A 17,680-nucleotide genomic window follows, 5' to 3' on the forward strand; every position below is an offset into this window, starting at 1 on the left:
CTCGAAGGCCCGCCTCCCTTCAACCGCTACGGAGCCGTGCTGGCTCAGTAGTCCATGTCGTCGCCGCCGTAGTCCGGCGTGCTGCCACCACCGCCGTTGCCGCCCTTGGACTTCTTCTTCGGGCGCTCGGCGATCATCGCCTCGGTGGTGAGCAGCAGGGACGCCACGGAGGCGGCGTTCTGCAGCGCGGTGCGCTCGACCTTGGTCGGGTCGATGACGCCCGCCTTCTCCAGGTCCTCGTACTTCTCCGTGCGGGCGTTGAAGCCGAACGCGCCGGTGCCTTCCTTGACCTTGTTGATGACGACCGCGCCCTCGACGCCGGCGTTGCTGGCGATCTTGCGCAGGGGCTCCGTGAGGGCCTTGCGGATGATCTCCACGCCGAAGTCCAGCTCGCCGCCCAGCTTCAGGCCTTCCAGCGCCTTGAGGCTGCGGATGTACGCCACGCCGCCGCCAGGGACGATGCCCTCTTCGACGGCCGCGCGGGTCGCGTGCAGGGCGTCCTCCACGCGGGCCTTCTTCTCCTTCATCTCCACTTCGGTCGCCGCGCCGACGTTGATGACCGCCACGCCGCCCACGAGCTTCGCCATGCGCTCCTGGAGCTTCTCGCGGTCGTAGTCGCTGGTGACCGTCTCGATCTGGGTGCGGATGAGCTTGATGCGGCCCTCGATGTCCGCCTTCTGCCCGCTGCCATCCACGATGGTGGTGTTGTCCTTGTCCACCGTGATGCGCTTGGCGCGGCCCAGGTCGTTGAGGGTCAGGTTCTCGTACTTGTGACCCAGCTCCTCGCTCACCACCATGCCGCCCGTCAGCGTGGCGATGTCCTTGAGCATCTCCTTGCGGCGGTCACCGAAGCCCGGCGCCTTCACCGCGGCCACGTTCAGCACGCCGCGGATCTTGTTCACCACGAGCGTGGCCAGCGCCTCGCCCTCGATGTCGTCCGCAATGATGAGCAGCGGCTTGCCCGAGCGCGCGACCTGCTCCAGCACGGGGATCATGTCCTGCATCGACGAGACCTTCTTCTCGCTGATGAGGATGTAGGGGTCGTCCATGACGACCTCCATGCGGTCGCGGTTCGTCACGAAGTACGGAGACACGTACCCGCGGTCGAACTGCATGCCCTCCACCACGTCGAGCGTCGTCTCCAGGCCCTTGGCCTCTTCGACGGTGATGACGCCCTCCTTGCCGACCTTCTCCATCGCGTCCGCGATGGTCTGCCCGATGGTCTCATCCCCGTTGGCGGAGATGGTGCCCACCTGCGCGATGGCCTGCTTGTCCGTGGTCGTCTTGGACATCTTCTTCAGCTCGGCGACGACCACCTCCACGGCCTTGTCGATGCCGCGCTTCAAGTCCATGGGGCTGTGGCCGGCGGCCACCAGCTTCAGGCCCTCCTCGTAGATGGCCCGCGCCAGCACCGTCGCCGTCGTGGTGCCGTCACCCGCCTTGTCGGAGGTCTTGGACGCGACCTCCTTCACCATCTGGGCGCCCATGTTCTCGAAGCGGTTCTCGAGATCGATCTCCTTGGCGACGGTGACGCCGTCCTTGGTGATGGTGGGGGAGCCGAAGCTCTTCTCGATGACGACGTTGCGGCCCTTGGGACCGAGCGTCACCGCGACCGCATCCGCGAGAATACGGACGCCGCGCAGGATGGAATCACGCGCGTTCTGGTGGAAGAAGATTTCCTTCGCTGCCATCGCAACCTCCGATAATACTTGGGGAATTTCTATGAATGGGGATGGCCGTTAGCACTCGGCCATGTCGAGCGCCAACATAAGGGTCGCATCGACGATGTCAACGGAAAGGGGCAAACGTGTGGTCCCGCGGACGCCTTCCGGCCCGCCCGGGTGGGGGGCGTGGCGACCTGCCGGGCGCTCTACTCGGCGAAGCGCACGAGGTTGAGCAATTGCCCCATGTCCAGGGGCTTCTGCAGGGTGATGGCCACGCCCTTGCGCAGGCCCCGGTCGTTGATGGTGTCGTCGTTGCTGGCCGTCATCATCAGGACGGAGATGTTCTGGAAGCGCGGGTCCGCCTTCAGCATCTCCGTGAAGTGGATGCCGTCCAGGTGGGGCATCAGGTAGTCGGTGATGACCAGCCCCACGGGGTGACGCTCCATGATGTCCAGCGCCTGCAGGGCATCCGACGCCGAGAACACGGTGTAGCCATGCATCTCCAGATAGCGAGAGAGCATGGTGCACAGCTCGTAATCGTCGTCTACGACCAGGATGTTCACGGGCACTTGGGCAAAACGGGGGCGCTGGAAGCTAACAGCGACGCCGGTCGTTGACAACGCGAAGCACGGCTTCTTAGCTGCCCGCCGCAATGATGAAGCGCACGGCGAAGCAAGGGGAGGCGCAGGGCGTGGACGCGCGACTGGACCGGGTGGCGGACGCCTTCGAGGCCACCGACTTCGAGGCGGCGCTCGCCGGGGCCGAGGCGCTCCTCCAGGACGTCCCGGGCTCCCCGGAGGCCCTGCACTACCGCGCCGCGGCGCTGGTGGAGGTGGGTCGGCTGGAGGACGCGGGCCGGGCCTACGGGGCCGCCCTCAAGGTCGCGCCCGAGGACCTGGAGATCCTCTTCGGCGCGTCCGAATTCCTGGTGTGCCGCACCGGCGAGGACCGCGAGGCGGTGGAGGAAGGCCTGGAGTGGTGTGCCCGGGGCCGGAAGCTGGCGCAGAAGGCCGACGACGTGGAGCTCGCCTACGAGTTCCTCCTCCTGGAGGGCCTGGGCCTCAACCAGTTGGGCGAGTGCGAGGACGCGCTCAAGAGCCTGGACGCGGCGCTGGAGCACATGCCGCGCTCGCCGGACGCGCAGCTGGAGCGGGGCATCGCGCTGTTCGAGCTGTGCCGCTTCCCGCTCGCCCAGGAGGCCTTCGAGCGGGTGCTGAAGGACGCGCCGGACGAGGCGTGGGCGCACCACTACCTGGGGCTCATCGCGGAGCGGCGGGGGGATGCGCGCGAGGCGAAGCGGCGCTTCGGGCGGGCGCAGGCGCTGGCGCCCGAGGAGCTTCCGCCGCCGGTGGCGCTGGAGGAGGAGGCCTTTGATCGCGCGGTGGAGGACGCGATGCGCGCCCTGCCCTCCCAGGTGAAGCAGTACATGGACAACGTCACGCTGGCGGTGGAGGACCTGCCGTCGGACGAGGACCTGCTGGGGCAGCAGCCGCCCCTGTCGCCGTGCATCCTGGGCGTGTTCCGGGGCACGCCGGTGGGCGAGCGCAGCGTGACGAACGCGGCGGACCACTTCCCGGCGTCCATCGTCCTGTACCAGCGCAACCTGGAGCGCTTCGCGCGCACCCGCGAGGAGCTCATCGAACAGATTGGCATCACGGTGATGCACGAGGTGGGGCACCTGATGGGTCTGGATGAAGACGACCTGTGGGAGCGGGGACTGGACTAGCACCGCACTCCCCTGCCCTGATGCCCGCCATGCAAGCATGGATGAAGCTGGGGCTGAGCGTGGTGGCGGTGCTGGGGCTCGGGGCGTGTTCCGGGACGGATGACATCGACACCCCGGTGTCGTGTCCGCAGGTGGTGGTGTTCGCGCGCTCGGCGACGGGGACGTGCCAGAGCTACCCGACGCCGTGTGACGTGCCGGAAGGGTACATCGGGTGTTGCGGTGGGCTCTTCGGGGGCTGCGTGTCGAGCGTGTCCGGGACGACGTGCGTGGATGATCCGGCCGACACGTGCACCCCGGGCACGGGTGCGGACTGCCCGGGCATCTGCCAGCAGACCAGCGGGGGCTGAGCCCTGGTGAACAGGACGGAAGGTTCGGTGCACGGCGGAAGGCAGGCATCTGGCTTCCTGGTGTCTGTCCTTTCCGTTCGTCATTGGGCCCTGACAGACACGGCAGCACTGGAATCACTGGCATCCAGGGCTATCTTCCCGCGAATCGCAGTCGAGCCACCGGGGAGGCCCGTGATGTTGAATGTGAGGAAGGTCGCCACGCAGCTGAAGAGCGCGGTGCTGGCGGATCCGGAGCGCTTCTATACGAAGCAGACCGGGGCCTGGGTGGCCGGGATGCCGTCGCCGCAGGACATCCGCGTCACCACGGGCCGGGAGCCCTACTGGATCAACCTGGGCTACTGGCGCGACGTGGAGCGGGTGGACGACACCAACGTCGAGCGCGTGGGGGAGCTGTTCCGGGAGGCCCAGGCCCAGATGGCGCACCTGCTGGCGAAGACGGCGCGCCTGGGGCCGGGGGACTCGGTGTTGGACTGCGGCTTCGGGTACGCGGATCAGGACCTGCTGTGGGCGGAGACGTACAAGCCCGCGCGCATCGTCGGGGTGAACATCACGCCGAACCAGGTGCGGGTGGGCCGGGAGCGGGTGCGTCTGACGGGCCTGGAAGGGGTGGTCCGACTGGAGCAGGGCTCCGCGACGGCGCTGCCCTGTTCCGATGGGGAGTTCGACGTCGTGTTCGCCCTGGAGTCCGCGATGCACTTCCGGACGCGGCGGGACTTCCTGCGCGAGGCGTTCCGGGTGCTGAAGCCAGGGGGGCGCCTGGTGATGGCGGACATGTGCCAGAAGACGGACCGCGAGTCGGGCGCGGGGCTGAGGGACCGACTGCGGTACCGGTACTGGCGGGGGATGATTGCCTTTCCGGAGGTGAATGTCTGGACGACCGGGCGCTACCTGTCGGAGCTGCGGGAGGCGGGGTTCCAGAACGCGCGGCTGGAGTCCATCGCGGAGGACGTGTACCCGGCGGTGAACACGGCGCTGGTGGCGCTGCGAGGGATGACGGCGCTGGAGAAGGAGCCCGGGTCCACGTCCCTGCACCAGGTGCGCGCGGACGTGCACCGCGCGATGCGGATGCGCGTGGACCAGACCCAGTGGCACTCGCTGTTCAACTGCGACGAGTACGCCGTGGTGTCCGCGGAGAAGCGGTGAGCGTGGACTGTCGCTCCTGGGTTGACGGGGCCCGGGTCGGCCGGCAGTAATCGGCTGCGGTAGGGCCTCCGGACCTGGTGGCCGGCCCGGTCTTCAAAACCGGTGAGGGGCTGCGAGAGCAGTCCCTGGCGAGTTCGATTCCCGTGCCCTACCGCCACTTGTTCGGCTGCAACCGCCCTGGCTGCCACGGATAAGGTACGAATCTTGGTACGGAGTTGGTACCGATTTGCCGGTGCTTGGCCGCCCTCTGTACCAGGGAGGCATGACCAAGAAAGTCCGCCTGTCCTACGAGTTTTCCGCAATCCAGCACGCTCAGTTTCTGGCCATGCTCCTCCGCGACGGCGGAATGCCCAACAACGAGTACGCCCAGGCGGCACCAGGAGCCGTGGTGTGAATCCTCACTCTGGCGGGGGAACGGCTGCGGCTCGTGTACCGGGCCTTAGAAGGCGATGTGAATCCGGCCGCACTCCATGCGCTCCACAACGCAGCGGAAGATGAACTTGATGACGGTGAGGGACTGGTCCTTCAGGAATGGCCGGAGAAGACCAGTCCCGCCCACGAGGCGGCGCGCACGCCTCCCCTCTCCAGCCCCGCTACGGAGTAAAGCTGTATTCGAAACGGTCAGACACCTTACGCGGCGAGCGGCCACTCCGCGTACAGCGCCTCGGCCTGCGCCATGAACTTCTCCATGAATGGCTCGAAGTCCTCGGGCTTTACACCCTTGCGCCGGAGGACGCGCTTCACGGCTGCCCGGATTGCCGCCCGCACGTCGTCCCGGTGGGGCTCGGTCCAATCGACCTTTAGGTTCCTCTTGATGGTCTGAACCACCTCGTGGACGAGATCGCTCAGAAAAGGCTGTTGGTAGAGGCTTTCAGCGTTCTCGGATAAAGCATCGTAGAAGGCCAACTCGTCCTCAGCGAGACCGAGCAGCTTCGCGCGGGCTTCGCTAGCGCCTAGCTCCTTCCGCAGTTTGATCATCTCTTGCACAACCGTTGCGGCGTCGATGATTCGGCTGTGGTAGCGCTGGAGTGTCTTCTCCAGGAGTTCGCGGAAGGACTTCGCCTTCGCAAGGTTCTGCTTCTGCCGCCGGTGGATCTCGTCGAGAAGGAGCTGTTCGAGCAGCTTCAGCCGGAGGTTCTCGTGCTTCCGGTCCTTGAAGGTTTGGAGGAACTTGTCATCGAGAATCGAGATGTCGGCCTTCTCGATGCCCACGGACTTGAAGATATCGACCACACCCTCGGACTCGACCGAGTCGTCGACGAGGTCTCTAACGGCGACCTCCAAGTCCCTCTTCGGCTTGCGTCCCGGTGTCGCCTTCGAGAGCTGCTTCCGGACTCGCTGGTAGAAGATGACCTCGTCCGCGTGCACACGACAATCGTCGAGGTGCTTCACGAGGAGGAACGCCGACGTGAGCCGCAGCTCGGTCTGGAGGTAGTCGTCCTTGCGCTCCTCATCCTCGGCAAGGAAGCCGTAGGCAAAAGCGTAGAGGTCTTCCACGTCGATACGGGAGAGGCCACGCCACTTCGGCGCCTGGGCCGCCTGAGCCTCAGGCAGGAGCTTCCGGATATCGCCCAAACACTGGAGGAACAGTGGGCGGGCCTTCTCCTCAATGTCGGGAGCGGGCTCCCCTTGGCCGCCGCCTTTCGAGTAGCGGTTCGTCGCCTCGCGCAGCTCGTCCCCGATCCCGATGTAGTCGACGATGAGGCCGTGCGGCTTGTCCCGGAAGACCCGGTTCACACGCGAGATGGCCTGGATCATGTTGTGCCCGCGCATCGGCTTGTCGATGTAGAGCGTGTGAAGGCACGGAATGTCCGTCCCGGTGAGCCACATGTCGCAGACGATGACCATCTTCAGCGGATCGTCGGGGTCAATCATCCGCTTCTTAATGGCGTCGCGCTGCGTCTTAGTCGTGAGGTGCCCCGCCTCGCTCCACTCCTTCGGGTCCTTCCCAAGGTCGCCAGTCATCACGACCTTGATTTCAGGGCTGTTGGGCAGCGCTCGGAGCGCGTCGTAGAGACGCACGCAGTTGGCTCGGGTCATCGCGACGATCATCGCTTTGCCCTTGAGCGTGGCTGTTCGATCTAGGAAGTGGGCGAGCAGGTCGGCCGCCAGCTTCTTCACGCGCTCCTCTGCACCGGCAGCGGCAGCAAGCGCGGCCCACCGACTCTTCCGCCGCTCCAACTCGGCTTGGTCGAACTCCTCGGCGTTCTCGGTAATCTCCTTCAGCGCACTGTCGACATCGTTGTGCCCGAGGTGCAGCTTCACCATCCGGGGCGAGTAGTAGATGGGGACAGTTGCCTTGTCCTCCTGCGACTGCTTGATGTCGTAGGTGTGGATGAGCGTCCCGAAGACGTCTTCGGTGTCGGCGCCGCTGAAGCTCACCGGCGTCCCCGTGAAACCGAGCCTGTGCGCGTTGGGAAGCGCCTCGCTCAAGTAGCGGGCGTAGCCCTGGAGGAAACCGTACTGGGAACGATGCGCCTCGTCGGCAATCACGATGATATTCGGACGGGGCGACAAGACCTCGTGCGAGGTTTCACCATCACGCAGTCGGAACTTCTCGATCGTCGTGAAGATGACCTCACCGCCCTCGGTCCGGAGCAGCGAACGTAACTCGGATACGCTTTCTGCGTGTTGCACCGCTCCCACGAGAGAACGTACTGCCACGAACTGATCGTGGAGCTGATCGTCGAGGTCGTTTCGGTCGACTTGGATCACGAACGACGGGTTTTCCAGCTCTCGCATCCGCCGGAGAATGCCCACGAGGAAGGCCATCGAAAGCGATTTGCCCGAGCCTGTCGTGTGCCAGATGACGCCGATGCGCTTGTCCTTGCCAGCAAGGACGGCTTGCTTCGTCTTCTCAGCGGCGAAGCGCACGGCGAAGAACTGGTGGTACTTGGCAGCCTTCTTTGTCAATTTCTCGTTCGCCTCTTCGAAGGCGATGAAGTCACGCACATACGAAAGCAAGCGATCCTTCGGGAAGAGCCCCTCGATGAGCACCTTCATGGAGCCTGTGGTGCCTGGCTCGACCTTCCGCCCATCGATGGATTTCCACGGCGCGTACCACTCTTCGTTCGACGTCCACACGCCGTGCAGTGTGTGGACACCATCGCTCACGATGGTGAACGCGTTGAACTCAAAGAGTTGAGGAATGTCGTGGATGTAGTGCTGGATTTGGTTCAGGGCGTCGTCGACAGTGGGCACGTCCGAGTAGGGGTTCTTTAACTCGAAAAGCACGAGCGGCAGGCCGTTGACGTACACGAGCACGTCGGGCCGTCGGTCGTTCTTCCCTCGGATGCCAAGCTGATTCACTACGAGGAACTCGTTCGCCTCGGGGGTCTCCCAGTCAATTGCGTGGATGTGCCGGTGCTCAACACGCCCATCGGCATGCTCGACGCGGACCTCGAATCCGCGAGTGAGGAGTTGGTGGAAGGCGAGGTTCCTGCGGAGCGGATCGACTCCCTCGGGGCGACTCAACTTTGCAACGGCCTCGGCAAGCGGCCCCGCTGGAAGGTCTGAGTAGCGCTGAGCTAGGGAGTCTCGCAGGCGCGAACGGAGCACGACCTCGTCGTCGTCCTCGCGCTCGACCTCTGAGCCATGGCACCAAGTGTAGCCGTGCGTATCCAGGCGCTCGATCGTCGTCAACTCGAAATCGGATTCCGTTCCGCGATGGCTTCCCATCTATGCTACCTCCGCGACTGCCTTCTCAGCCTGCTTGATCGTGACCTCACCCACGAGGAGGGCGGGGAGAAGCGTGTCACGAAGCTTCTCAAGAGTTGCGTTCTCCCTCACGTTTGCGGCGAGATGCCCGTGCAACGGGGTCGCCAGGACCTCAAAAGCCTGAAGGACCTTCGACGATGGCACCACCACGGGAATCGGCCGGAAGTTCGCCTTGCTGATTTCGGCGAATGTGGTGCCCCCTGCGCGCGACAGGATCTCGTCCATGTTCTGTTCGGTCCATTTGAGCACCCAGTGGTTTGGGAGCCGACCGCAGCAATCCATCGCGATAAACCCTTGATTGACAGCCACGGGGACCTCCGTGATTGCGAGATAGCCGATCGGTGCACGCGACGAGAGCAACACCGTGCCACGTGGGAGGAGACCCGAGCCGATCTGCGCCAGCCCCTCCTGCGTGATGTACCGCTCGGAGCCCAGCACGACCGGATCTGAAAGGCGCGACAGGTCCCGCGGCGTCACCCAGCAAATGTCACCGTTCCAGTACCGCGGCTCTTCTGTTCTCGGCGTCGAGCCTCCGACTACTCGGACTTCATCCCCAATAGTCGAGGTGCTCCACCCCTTCGGGAGCGGCCCCAGATCCGACTCCTCAAAGTGCTCGGGGAAGAGCGACAGCGCCCACTCAGGCACCCCCACCGGCTTGCGCCCGTCGCGCTTCGCCTGCACAGGGTTGAAGTCCACGAACCACGATTTAAAGAGAGCTGAGGCCAGCTCCTCGATCGTGCGGTTCATCCGGTGGTTCAGTTCGCGCTTGTCGTCGAGAGCGCCGAGTAGTGCTCCGATGGCTTGCTGGATGCGCTTGGGCGGCAGCGAAAAGCGGAACGCTTCGATGCGCGAGGGCGCGGTGTGGACGATCTTGGTCCCTGTGGAAGATGCGACCAACTCCTGATTCAGTTCGCGCCAGAGGAAAAGATAGTACAGGAACCGGTCATCGACCGTTTTAGTGTCCTTTATGACTACCTTTCCCATTCGCTGGTTGTGCAAGTACCGCCGCCCGTCGTTCGGGATGCGTGCAGGTACGCCCAGAATCTCGCCACCTGGCGTCTGGCACGTCATGACGGCGAGGATGTCTCCCGGTTTAAGTTCAAACTCTCGCGGGTACTCGCCTCGGTACTCCTTTATCTCGGTGGAGTCGAACCGAAAACCACCGGTGTACCGAAAGTTGCCGATCGCCACGACAATGGGGCGACCCGAAAGCTCTGCGGAAAAGAGCTCACTCTTGAACGGCCAACCATGCTTGATCTCGACTAGGTCGCCGAGGCGGACCTCCGTCCAAGCATCAAGTGCCATTCGAGACCCCCGCCAACTGCTTGCTGATCGCCTCGCTTAGACGAGCGGCCTCGGCGAACTCGGACTTCAAGCTATCGATGAGACGGGGGTAACGATCCTCAAACGTCTCGTCTTCCTCATCAAGGGCTGCGCTTCCCACGTAGCGCCCAGGGGCGAGCGCATAGCGATACGAGCAGATCTCGTCGAGCGATGCGACCTTGCAGAACCCGGGAATCTCGTTGGGATTCGATTTCCGTCGGAACTGTCGATACGTCGACGCGATGCGCTCGACCTCCTCCGAGGACAGCTGTTTCTGCTTTCTCGATCCAGGAATCAAGGTGCCCAGCTTCCGCCCATCAATGAATAGCACCTCGCCAGTGCGCTTGCGGAAACCGTTCCCACCCTTCCGACCTCTCGACAAGAACCAGAGCGCGCACGGAATCTGGGTGTTCGCGAAGAGTTGACCCGTGAGCTGGACGATACAGTCGACGTAGTCCTGCTCAACCAATGCCTTACGAACTTCCAGGCGGGCTGTCTCACTATTCGACAGCTCCCCGGTTGCCATTACGAAGCCGGCTGTGCCGCCCTCCTTCAGGTGCGAGAGGAAGTGGAGAATCCACATTGTGTTCGCATTCCTCGGCGAGAGCGGCATCCGCTCGTTGCCGAGTACAAGGCGGGAATCCTTGTCTGCGATCTTATTCGCGCCCCAGCCGTTCTCTCCCTTCGCCCCATCGTTGAACGGCGGGTTCGCGAGTATGTAGTCGGCCTTCAGCGTCGCGTGTTTGTCGTCCGTGTAGGAATTGCCGAGTTGGATGTTCCCGTCGAGGCCATGGATGAAGAGATTCATCCGGCACAGGCGATAGGTGAAGTCCTTACTCTCCTGCCCGAAGAACGAGAGTTGGTTGTTGTGTTTCGTGAAGAGGTCACTCTGCACGAACATGCCGCCTGAACCGCAGCAGGGATCGAGGACGAGGCCCTTCGTCGGTTCAAGCATCGCGACGAGCGTCTTAACGATACTTGCGGGAGTAAAGTACTCGCCGCCGCGCTTCCCCTCGGAGGAGGCGAACTCACCGATGAAGTACTCGTAAACGCGACCGATGAGATCCTCGCCGCCGTGATCGAGCGTGAATACGTCCTTCGAGAAAAGGTTGACGAGTCCTCGAAGGTTGTCGGCGCTCATATTCGAGCCGGCGTAGATGGTCGGGAGAAGCCCGCGGAGTTTATCCGGGTACTTCCTCTCCAGCATCTCCAAAACCTTGTCGAGTTTCACCTTGATGTCATCCGCCTGGGCGGCCTTGCGGATGTTCTCCCACCGAGCTTCCTGTGGGACGATGAACGCTCCAGCGCTGCGATACTCGTCGGGGTCATCGAGGGCTTTCTTGTCGCCGTGGTACTCGCTCTTCTTGTCGGCGATCAGCCCCTCAAGCTCGGACCTGCGACGTTCGTATCGCAACGACAGGAAGCGTAGGAAGATGATCGGTAGGACGTACCGTTTGTAGTCTGCCGGCTCAATAGAACCGCGAAGTGTAACGGCGGCTTGCCATAGCTCTTTCGTCAGGTCCGCAATGGACCCGCTCGCACCGCCACTACTCGGTTCACCAGTTGCGGCCGTGGTTACCTTCTTGGGTCTAGCCATTGATGTGCTCCAGTTCGTCCGGCTCGTACTGCTGGCTTGCGCTTCCACCCGCTCGGCCTCAAGTATCTCTCTCTGCGCGTGAACTGCCTCGGGCGACCACCGCGATGGAGCTGCGTGCCCTTCGCAGAGAGCCAAGTGTGGAGGTTCAGGGTTGACGCGCCGCGCAGCTTCGTACCACCCAGCTTCGCTTGCTGGGTATAATCGGGGTTTAGAGACTCTTTTCGGTAGTATCTCGCCAGTTCCCCATCCGAAGAACAACCTGCCAGGCGGGCCTATGCGGTGGCAGACCAGCAGAGGCATCCAGGCCATGCGCGCTAGCCGGCGGACGGTACCTCCCTGGTCAGCCTCCGGGAGAAGGCGAGGTCGGACACACAGTAGTGCTCCTCCTCCTGCGGCTCACGTCGCTGGAGCTGTTACGCGCGGGCTTTTTACGGCGTAGATTTCGCGCCCTTTACGGCGTAAATTTCGCGCCCTTCGAAGCTCCGTCCCTCATTATCGTCCAGGCTGATAGAGGGGCTACCGCGATGCGCCGCCGGTTGCGCCCACGCCAGCGCAGGCACTGGGTACAGCCCCAGTCGATCCACATCGCGCAGCCCACCACGTTGACGAGGGAGCCGCAGCGTGAGGGAGGTCTCCTCCGCCCCAGGGATTCCTGAGACATCTCTCTGGGGGATAGCCTCCCCCGCGTGAGGTGGATGTGAAGAAGCAACAGAAGCAGGGCAGGACCGCGGAGCGCGGTCGGTTCTCGGCGAAGCGGAAGAAGGAGGCCGTGCTGCGTCTGCTCAAGGGAGAGGAGCTCGACGCGCTCTCGCGGGAGCTGGGCGTCACCGCAGCGGTGCTGAGTGAGTGGCGGGAGAAGTTCCTGGCCGGAGCTGTCATGGGCCGCCCTGTCGGATCGCTCGTGGGTCACCTCCTCGGATCGCTGCCTCGAACAGTCCGACCAGCCCGCGTGCTCGGGAGCGTCAAGGGTCGGCTACGCCGAAACCTGAACGGTTCTGCGCCCTTGACCCTCCCTCCGCGCGCGGGCGAAGGGCAACCGGCCGCAAGCGGCCAGTCCTGAGCGATCAGGAGTCGCGATCCGTTTGGCCGACCCGGATGCGGTCCATGACCCCGGCCCCTGACACGGAGCCGAGGCGAACCTCAAGAGCCGCGAGCCGGAGCCCGCGGACAACGAGGTGCTGCGGCTCAAGGCCATGGTGGGCGAGCTGATGATGAAGAACGAGCTGCTCGCCGAGAAGGCGCGGCTGCTGGAGGGAAACGCCCCGGGTTTTCCCTGGAGGAAGTCGAGAGGATGAGCACCCGGCTCTCGCCTTCCAGCGGCAAGCGGTACGGCCTGGCGCTCGTGACGGCCACCTGGGGCGTGCCTCGCGCCACGGTGTACCGACACCGCGCCCGCCGTTAGTCCACGGAGGCTCCGACGGCTCGGCGCGGCCCCAAGACGGCGCTGACGGACGAGGCGCTGCGGGAGGCCATCCGTGGCGTGCTGGCGGCTTCGCCCTTCCTGGGCGAAGGGCACCGCAAGGTGTGGGCTCGGCTGCGCGCGCAGTCCGTACGCACCTCGAAGGCCCGCTGCCTGCGGCGGATGCGCGAGGCGGGACTGCTGGCCCCGGGCCGTGCCCGCCGGGTGCTGGGCCCTCGCAACCACGACGGCACGATGACTACCGACCAGCCCGACGTCAGGTGGGGCACCGACGCCACCTGCACCGTGACGACGCGGGAGGGCCAGGCCACCGTCTTCATCGCCATCGACCACGGCACCGCCGAGTGCGTCGGCATCCACGCGGCCCAGGTGGGCACCCGCTTCGAAGCCCTTGAGCCCATCCGCCAGGGCGTCAAGGCCCGCTTCGGTGCGTACGGCCAGGGCGTGGCCGCAGGGCTGTCCATCCGCCACGACAACGGCAGCCAGTACACTTCCGATGCCTTCCAGAACGAGCTGCGCTTCCTGGGGGCCGCATCCAGCCCCTCTTTCGTCCGCAGTCCCGAGGGCAACGGCTGCGCCGAGCGATTCATCCGAACCCTCAAGGAGCAGCTGCTCTGGGTGCGCACCTTCTCCACCGTGGAGGAACTGCGGCGGGCCCTGCGGGAGTGGGCTCACCGGTACAACGAGCACTGGCTGCTGGAGCGCCACCACTTCCTCTCGCCGAGTCAGGCCCGGCGAGCGCGGATGCAGTCGAAGCAGGCGGCCTGATGACAACCCACCTGGTGTCTCAACAATCCGGTGCGGTACACATGCGCGCATCACGGAAGGCGATTCAGGAGCTACCGATGTATGCAAATTCGAGGTGGGCGTTCCGATCCGCAACACCCAGCAGGGAGAAGTTCCTCTGGAGGTTGCCCAGCAGGTTTCTGCTTATCTGTCCAACGCGGCGTCGCATGAGGTTCTATCCAAGGCTCAGCAAGGAGAGATGCTCGCCATCCTGTGCCGCCGGCTCAAGAACAAATATGAGCACCTGTTCAGAGAACGCATTGCCGGAGCCCGTGTGTCGGAGTGCCAGACCCCAGGCTTGGAGCCCATCTATTTCGACATTCCACTGAAGGGAGCGGCGAATGACTGAAGGATCGCAAGAGTCATTGATTGAGCTCGCGCGGCGGTACTACCCAACCGGGTTCCCAGTGGAGGAGGATGATCTGGCTGAGCCAGTGCCAGCCCACCAGCGTACACCCGAGCATGCAAGGTTCTTGGCGGCATGGGACAAGGCCTTGAATGGGACCGATTGGAAGAACCTCATGAAGGGACTCAAACGCGCCTTTCCAGGTGAAGGCATCGGTAACGGGACCCAACCCTACGTCTCGGCGTGCATGCGCTGTTTTCTCTACCGCACAGAGCCGTTGCCTGGAGGCGAGCGACTCGCGACACGCATCGCCGCCGCAGTCAGTGTCCTTGTGCCTTTCTACATTGTCTATGTCACGACCCAGGTCTGGCATCCCACCCACACTGGATACCCCATGGCGGCGTCCCCTCACCCCAAGAGAGGGGACGCAGGCGATGAGTCCTTTCACCTCCAGCACTTCTCCTCTCCCCAGCTCACTTTTGATCCTCCCTCGACTGTCAGGCAGGAAGTGAATGCACTGGAACACCTGATAGAGGAAGTGCTCGGCTATCGCCCCTTCCCCTTGGCTTTCGCGGGAGTAGCGCTTCCAGGGCTTCGAGTGGGCTTCTTCAATGGTGAAGGTCCTCCGACGCTTTTGGATACGCTCTTCTCCGACAATCTCGCCCACCTGCCTTGACGAACCGCATTCGAGGCACCGCCTCACGCGGACACCGGCCCGCGCACTCGCGCACCCCGCTGAGACGGGCTTTGTCGGTGGGCTTCACCGGAGGGGTTTGGGCCTGCTCCGGTTCGGTGGACAGGTTGACTACGCTGACACTGGGGGCAGCTACCTTGACGCTCACCGCGACAGCCTGCTCGCGCGTGGAGAGTGTTCGTAGGTAGCGTGGGGAGGATCCCTGGGGTTGAAGGCCGCCGGGGCAGCGCCAGGAGGGTTCCGTGCTTCCACGTTGGTCGCTTCCCCTATTGCTCGTAGTACTGACCGGATGCAGTAGCGCCACGAGAGCGGTGCGCCTGGACACGGGCCATGGCGCGCCCATCGTCTTCACTCCACGCTCCGGTGCCGTACCGGTGGAGCTGGACACGGACGACTTCGAGGAGGCCGTGGAGGCCCTGGCCCAGGCCGTGCGGCCTTCCATGCGCCCGCAGGAAGCCGCACGACACCTGTTCGAGGTGGAGCCTCGCAGCGGCTCCTACCTGTACGAGCCGCGCAGCCACCGTGTCATCCCGTTGGGACCGGGTGAACACCTGGAGGGAGGGCCACCGTCCGCTGACGTGGAGTTGACGCGCGCATACCTGCGCTGGTGCGGGCGCACCGCCAGACCCGGCGATTGCCTGAGCCTCCTGATGGAGGGCCCCACGGTCACTGGCGATGGGCGCTACGCCCTGTCCATGGCCCTGGCCCAAGGTGTCGTACTCGAGGAGATGATGGGCGCGTTCAAGGACATGGCCGATCCCCAGGCCATGGTGACGGCGGTTCTTTGGACGTGGACCACGTACTGCATCTTGCTCGCGGTGCCCGAACCCTTCTCGAAGGGCGTGGCCGCCGTGATGACCGCCTCCCTCATTGCCTACGTGGGGGTCGATACGTTCTGGAGCCTCATCGTGGGGTTCAAGCGGCTGGTGGAGGCGGCGGACCGGGCCACTACGTTTGACGAACTCCGCGAGGCAGGGGAGCACTACGGCAAGGTCATGGGCCGCAACGCGGCGCGCGCGTTCGCCATGTTGGCCACGGCGGCCATTGGGAACACGGCGGCGGGGCTGGGGTCGCAGGTGCCAAAGCTCCCCAGCGCCGCGCAGGCGGCGGTGCAGGCCGAAGCGCAGATGGGCATCAGGCTCGCGGCGGTCGCGGACGTGGGAACGGTGGCGGTGAGCGCCGAGGCCGTCACCATCGCCCTCGCGCCCGGCGCGGTGGCCATGGCGGCCCGAGGCACGGCCGGCGGTGCCTCCGCCAAGGCGCGTCCCACGGTCTCCAGGGCCTGGGGTTCGTTCAGTGGCTTCAAGAAAGCCCTGGGCCCTGCGGGCCCAGGGCGGGAGTGGCACCACATCGTCGAGCAGACCCCGGGCAACGCGAAGCGCTTCGGCCCCCAGGCCCTCCACAACACCGAGAACATCATCCCGCTGGACAAGGACCAGCACACCAAAGTCAGTTCCCTCTACTCGTCGGTCCGCTACGACATTACTCATTCGTTCACGCAGACCGTGCGGCAGTGGTTGAGCACACAATCCTACGAGGTCCAACGCGAGTTCGGGCTGCTGGCCATTGAGAACGTGAAGAAGAGGGTCTGGTGATGACGTTGGAAGAACTGGTCGAGCAGTTCGCTTGGAATGTCGCGGCCCAGACAGATGCCATTCATCGAGGAGATTCCAGGACGGGGAACAAGCACGCCAAGCAGTACACCTCCGCGCTTCAGGCGCTACGCGCGCAAGGGGATACTGGGCGAGACGCCCTCGCCGTGCTGCTGAAGCATCCGCGTACGGATGTTCGAGCCATGGCGGCTGCGTTCTTGCTCCGCTACCGGACGGCAGAAGCCATGGCGGTACTGGAAGCGGCAGCGAACGAGGGGGGGGTTGCCGCCATCGGAGCAATCATGACACTGCGACGTTGGAAGGACGGCACCTGGGCACTCGATCCGGAGTAGCCACCATAGCACAGGGTGCCGTGAGCCCCCGCCCAGGGGCCTCTACGCCCACCAGGTCGGGCCCCCACCGTCAAAGCTCCCCCCTGACGGACTTGCAGTTGCGCGGCTTGCGGTGGTCGAAGTCGCTGGGGACGACGAACCACGCCACGTCGATGGCGCCCATCTTCTGCACGGTGGGCGTGACACACAGGTCCCGGGCCAGGGTGTCCACCTGATTCAAGGATGCCTCCGTGTAGATGATTTTCAGGACGCCCCCTGGCTTGATGACCCGTTCCAGCTCCGCGGGAAAGAGGGGTGCGTATTCCGGCCATGCCGATCAGCGATTCCGGCCGAAGCCGATCACCCGTTCCGGAGCATGCCGATCACCGGGATGACGACGCTGGTGGGGGCTACTTCGCCGCCTTCTTCCCGCTGGACAAGAGCCTGCACACGGATGTCAGTGCCCTCTACTCATCGATTCGCCACTCCATCACGCAGTCGTATACACAGACCGTGAGGCAGTGGTTGAGCACGCAGTCCTACGAGGCTCAGCGCGAGTTTGGGCTGCTGGCCATTGAGAACGTGAGGAAGGGGTTCTGGTGATGACGCTGGAAGAACTGGTCGATCAATTCGCGCGGAACGTCGCGGCCCAGACCGATGCCATCCGGCGAGGCGATGCCAAGACAGGGAATCGCCACGCCAAGCAGTACATCGCGGCGCTTCAGCAACTCCGGGCACAGGGGGATGCTGGTCGGGAAGCCCTCGCCGTACTGCTGACGCATCCCCGCACGGACATTCGCGCCATGGCAGCTGGGTTCTTGCTCCGCTACCGGACGGCGGAGGCCAAGGCCGTGTTGGAGGCTGCGGCAAAGGAAGGAGGCGTCGGCGCTCTCGACGCAATCATGACCCTGAGACACTGGGAGAACGGAACCTGGGCACTCGATCCGGAGTAGCTCAACGCGAGTTCGGGCTGCTGGCCATGGAGAACGTGGC

General features: G+C 64.4%; 17 protein-coding genes, 1 tRNA gene and 1 pseudogene. 13 read left to right on the forward strand and 6 right to left on the reverse strand.

What is annotated here, in order from left to right; genetic code table 11:
• Positions 1 to 44: 44 nt before the first annotated feature.
• Together groL and D7X12_RS08975 are read right to left on the reverse strand one after the other, a co-directional pair.
• Positions 45 to 1,691, reverse strand: coding sequence for a chaperonin GroEL (groL, locus tag D7X12_RS08970; RefSeq protein WP_120624850.1), 1,647 nt, complete (start codon positions 1,689 to 1,691; stop codon positions 45 to 47).
• A 179-nt stretch (positions 1,692 to 1,870) separates the two neighbouring features.
• Entirely contained in the window at positions 1,871 to 2,227 is a 357-nt protein-coding gene (locus D7X12_RS08975) for a response regulator (RefSeq protein WP_120624869.1), read from the reverse strand.
• 89 nt (positions 2,228 to 2,316) lie between these two features.
• Between D7X12_RS08975 and D7X12_RS08980 the strand changes: the two genes are divergently transcribed.
• From D7X12_RS08980 to D7X12_RS44960, 5 genes are all read left to right on the forward strand, one after another.
• On the forward strand, positions 2,317 to 3,390 hold the full coding sequence (locus D7X12_RS08980; protein WP_120624851.1) for a metallopeptidase family protein: 1,074 nt from the start codon (positions 2,317 to 2,319) through the stop codon (positions 3,388 to 3,390).
• Between the two features lie 29 nt (positions 3,391 to 3,419).
• Positions 3,420 to 3,737, forward strand: coding sequence for a hypothetical protein (locus D7X12_RS08985; protein ID WP_120624870.1), 318 nt, complete (start codon positions 3,420 to 3,422; stop codon positions 3,735 to 3,737).
• Positions 3,738 to 3,911: 174 nt separating this feature from the next.
• Positions 3,912 to 4,880 carry an SAM-dependent methyltransferase gene (locus D7X12_RS08990; RefSeq protein WP_120624852.1) on the forward strand — a complete coding sequence of 323 codons (969 nt, stop codon included), beginning with the start codon at positions 3,912 to 3,914 and terminating at the stop codon, positions 4,878 to 4,880.
• A 58-nt stretch (positions 4,881 to 4,938) separates the two neighbouring features.
• A tRNA-Sec gene (locus tag D7X12_RS08995) sits at positions 4,939 to 5,037 on the forward strand.
• 105 nt (positions 5,038 to 5,142) lie between these two features.
• A complete protein-coding gene (locus D7X12_RS44960; RefSeq protein WP_279637161.1) occupies positions 5,143 to 5,274 on the forward strand; it encodes a hypothetical protein in 132 nt (43 codons plus the stop codon).
• A 236-nt stretch (positions 5,275 to 5,510) separates the two neighbouring features.
• On the opposite strand, the gene D7X12_RS09000 is transcribed toward D7X12_RS44960, so the two are convergent.
• The 3 genes from D7X12_RS09000 to D7X12_RS09010 are packed head-to-tail and all read right to left on the reverse strand — an operon-like array spanning position 5,511 to position 11,517.
• On the reverse strand, positions 5,511 to 8,522 hold the full coding sequence (locus D7X12_RS09000; RefSeq protein WP_158620009.1) for a type I restriction endonuclease subunit R: 3,012 nt from the start codon (positions 8,520 to 8,522) through the stop codon (positions 5,511 to 5,513).
• Positions 8,523 to 8,558: 36 nt separating this feature from the next.
• A complete protein-coding gene (locus D7X12_RS09005; protein WP_120624854.1) occupies positions 8,559 to 9,902 on the reverse strand; it encodes a restriction endonuclease subunit S in 1,344 nt (447 codons plus the stop codon).
• Positions 9,892 to 11,517, reverse strand: coding sequence for a type I restriction-modification system subunit M (locus D7X12_RS09010; protein WP_120624855.1), 1,626 nt, complete (start codon positions 11,515 to 11,517; stop codon positions 9,892 to 9,894). The genes D7X12_RS09005 and D7X12_RS09010 overlap by 11 nt, the downstream gene beginning before the upstream one ends.
• A 697-nt stretch (positions 11,518 to 12,214) precedes the next feature.
• On the opposite strand from D7X12_RS09010, the gene D7X12_RS45465 reads away from it, so the two are divergent.
• From D7X12_RS45465 to D7X12_RS09035, 6 genes are all read left to right on the forward strand, one after another.
• Positions 12,215 to 12,577, forward strand: a complete 363-nt coding sequence (locus D7X12_RS45465; protein WP_158620010.1) for a transposase — start codon at positions 12,215 to 12,217, stop codon at positions 12,575 to 12,577.
• A 420-nt stretch (positions 12,578 to 12,997) separates the two neighbouring features.
• Positions 12,998 to 13,705 (forward strand): integrase core domain-containing protein, encoded by a 708-nt coding sequence (locus D7X12_RS09025; RefSeq protein WP_120624857.1) that lies wholly within the window; start codon positions 12,998 to 13,000, stop codon positions 13,703 to 13,705.
• A gap of 94 nt (positions 13,706 to 13,799) precedes the next feature.
• Positions 13,800 to 14,072, forward strand: coding sequence for a hypothetical protein (locus D7X12_RS42315; RefSeq protein ID WP_147443584.1), 273 nt, complete (start codon positions 13,800 to 13,802; stop codon positions 14,070 to 14,072).
• A gap of 16 nt (positions 14,073 to 14,088) precedes the next feature.
• Complete coding sequence (locus D7X12_RS42320; protein ID WP_147443585.1) at positions 14,089 to 14,745, forward strand: hypothetical protein; 657 nt, start codon at positions 14,089 to 14,091, stop codon at positions 14,743 to 14,745.
• 260 nt (positions 14,746 to 15,005) lie between these two features.
• Complete coding sequence (sitA5, locus tag D7X12_RS09030) at positions 15,006 to 16,358, forward strand: SitA5 family polymorphic toxin (protein ID WP_120624858.1); 1,353 nt, start codon at positions 15,006 to 15,008, stop codon at positions 16,356 to 16,358.
• Positions 16,358 to 16,708: a DUF2019 domain-containing protein gene (locus D7X12_RS09035; RefSeq protein WP_120624859.1), complete on the forward strand. Its 351-nt coding sequence runs from the start codon at positions 16,358 to 16,360 to the stop codon at positions 16,706 to 16,708. The genes sitA5 and D7X12_RS09035 overlap by 1 nt, the downstream gene beginning before the upstream one ends.
• Before the next feature lie 70 nt (positions 16,709 to 16,778).
• Here D7X12_RS09035 and D7X12_RS42870 read toward each other — a convergent pair whose 3' ends face one another.
• Entirely contained in the window at positions 16,779 to 16,928 is a 150-nt protein-coding gene (locus D7X12_RS42870; RefSeq protein ID WP_158620011.1) for a hypothetical protein, read from the reverse strand.
• Positions 16,929 to 17,116: 188 nt separating this feature from the next.
• Here D7X12_RS42870 and D7X12_RS45470 point away from each other — a divergent pair.
• Positions 17,117 to 17,290, forward strand: a pseudogene (locus D7X12_RS45470) (AHH domain-containing protein); the annotation flags it as partial.
• The gene (locus tag D7X12_RS09045) at positions 17,290 to 17,640 is read left to right on the forward strand and encodes a DUF2019 domain-containing protein (RefSeq protein ID WP_120624861.1); all 351 of its coding nucleotides are present in this window, start codon (positions 17,290 to 17,292) and stop codon (positions 17,638 to 17,640) included. The pseudogene D7X12_RS45470 and the gene D7X12_RS09045, both read left to right, overlap by 1 nt.
• Positions 17,641 to 17,680: the final 40 nt, after the last annotated feature.

Source organism: Corallococcus sicarius, from assembly GCF_003611735.1.
Lineage (GTDB): Bacteria > Myxococcota > Myxococcia > Myxococcales > Myxococcaceae > Corallococcus > Corallococcus sicarius.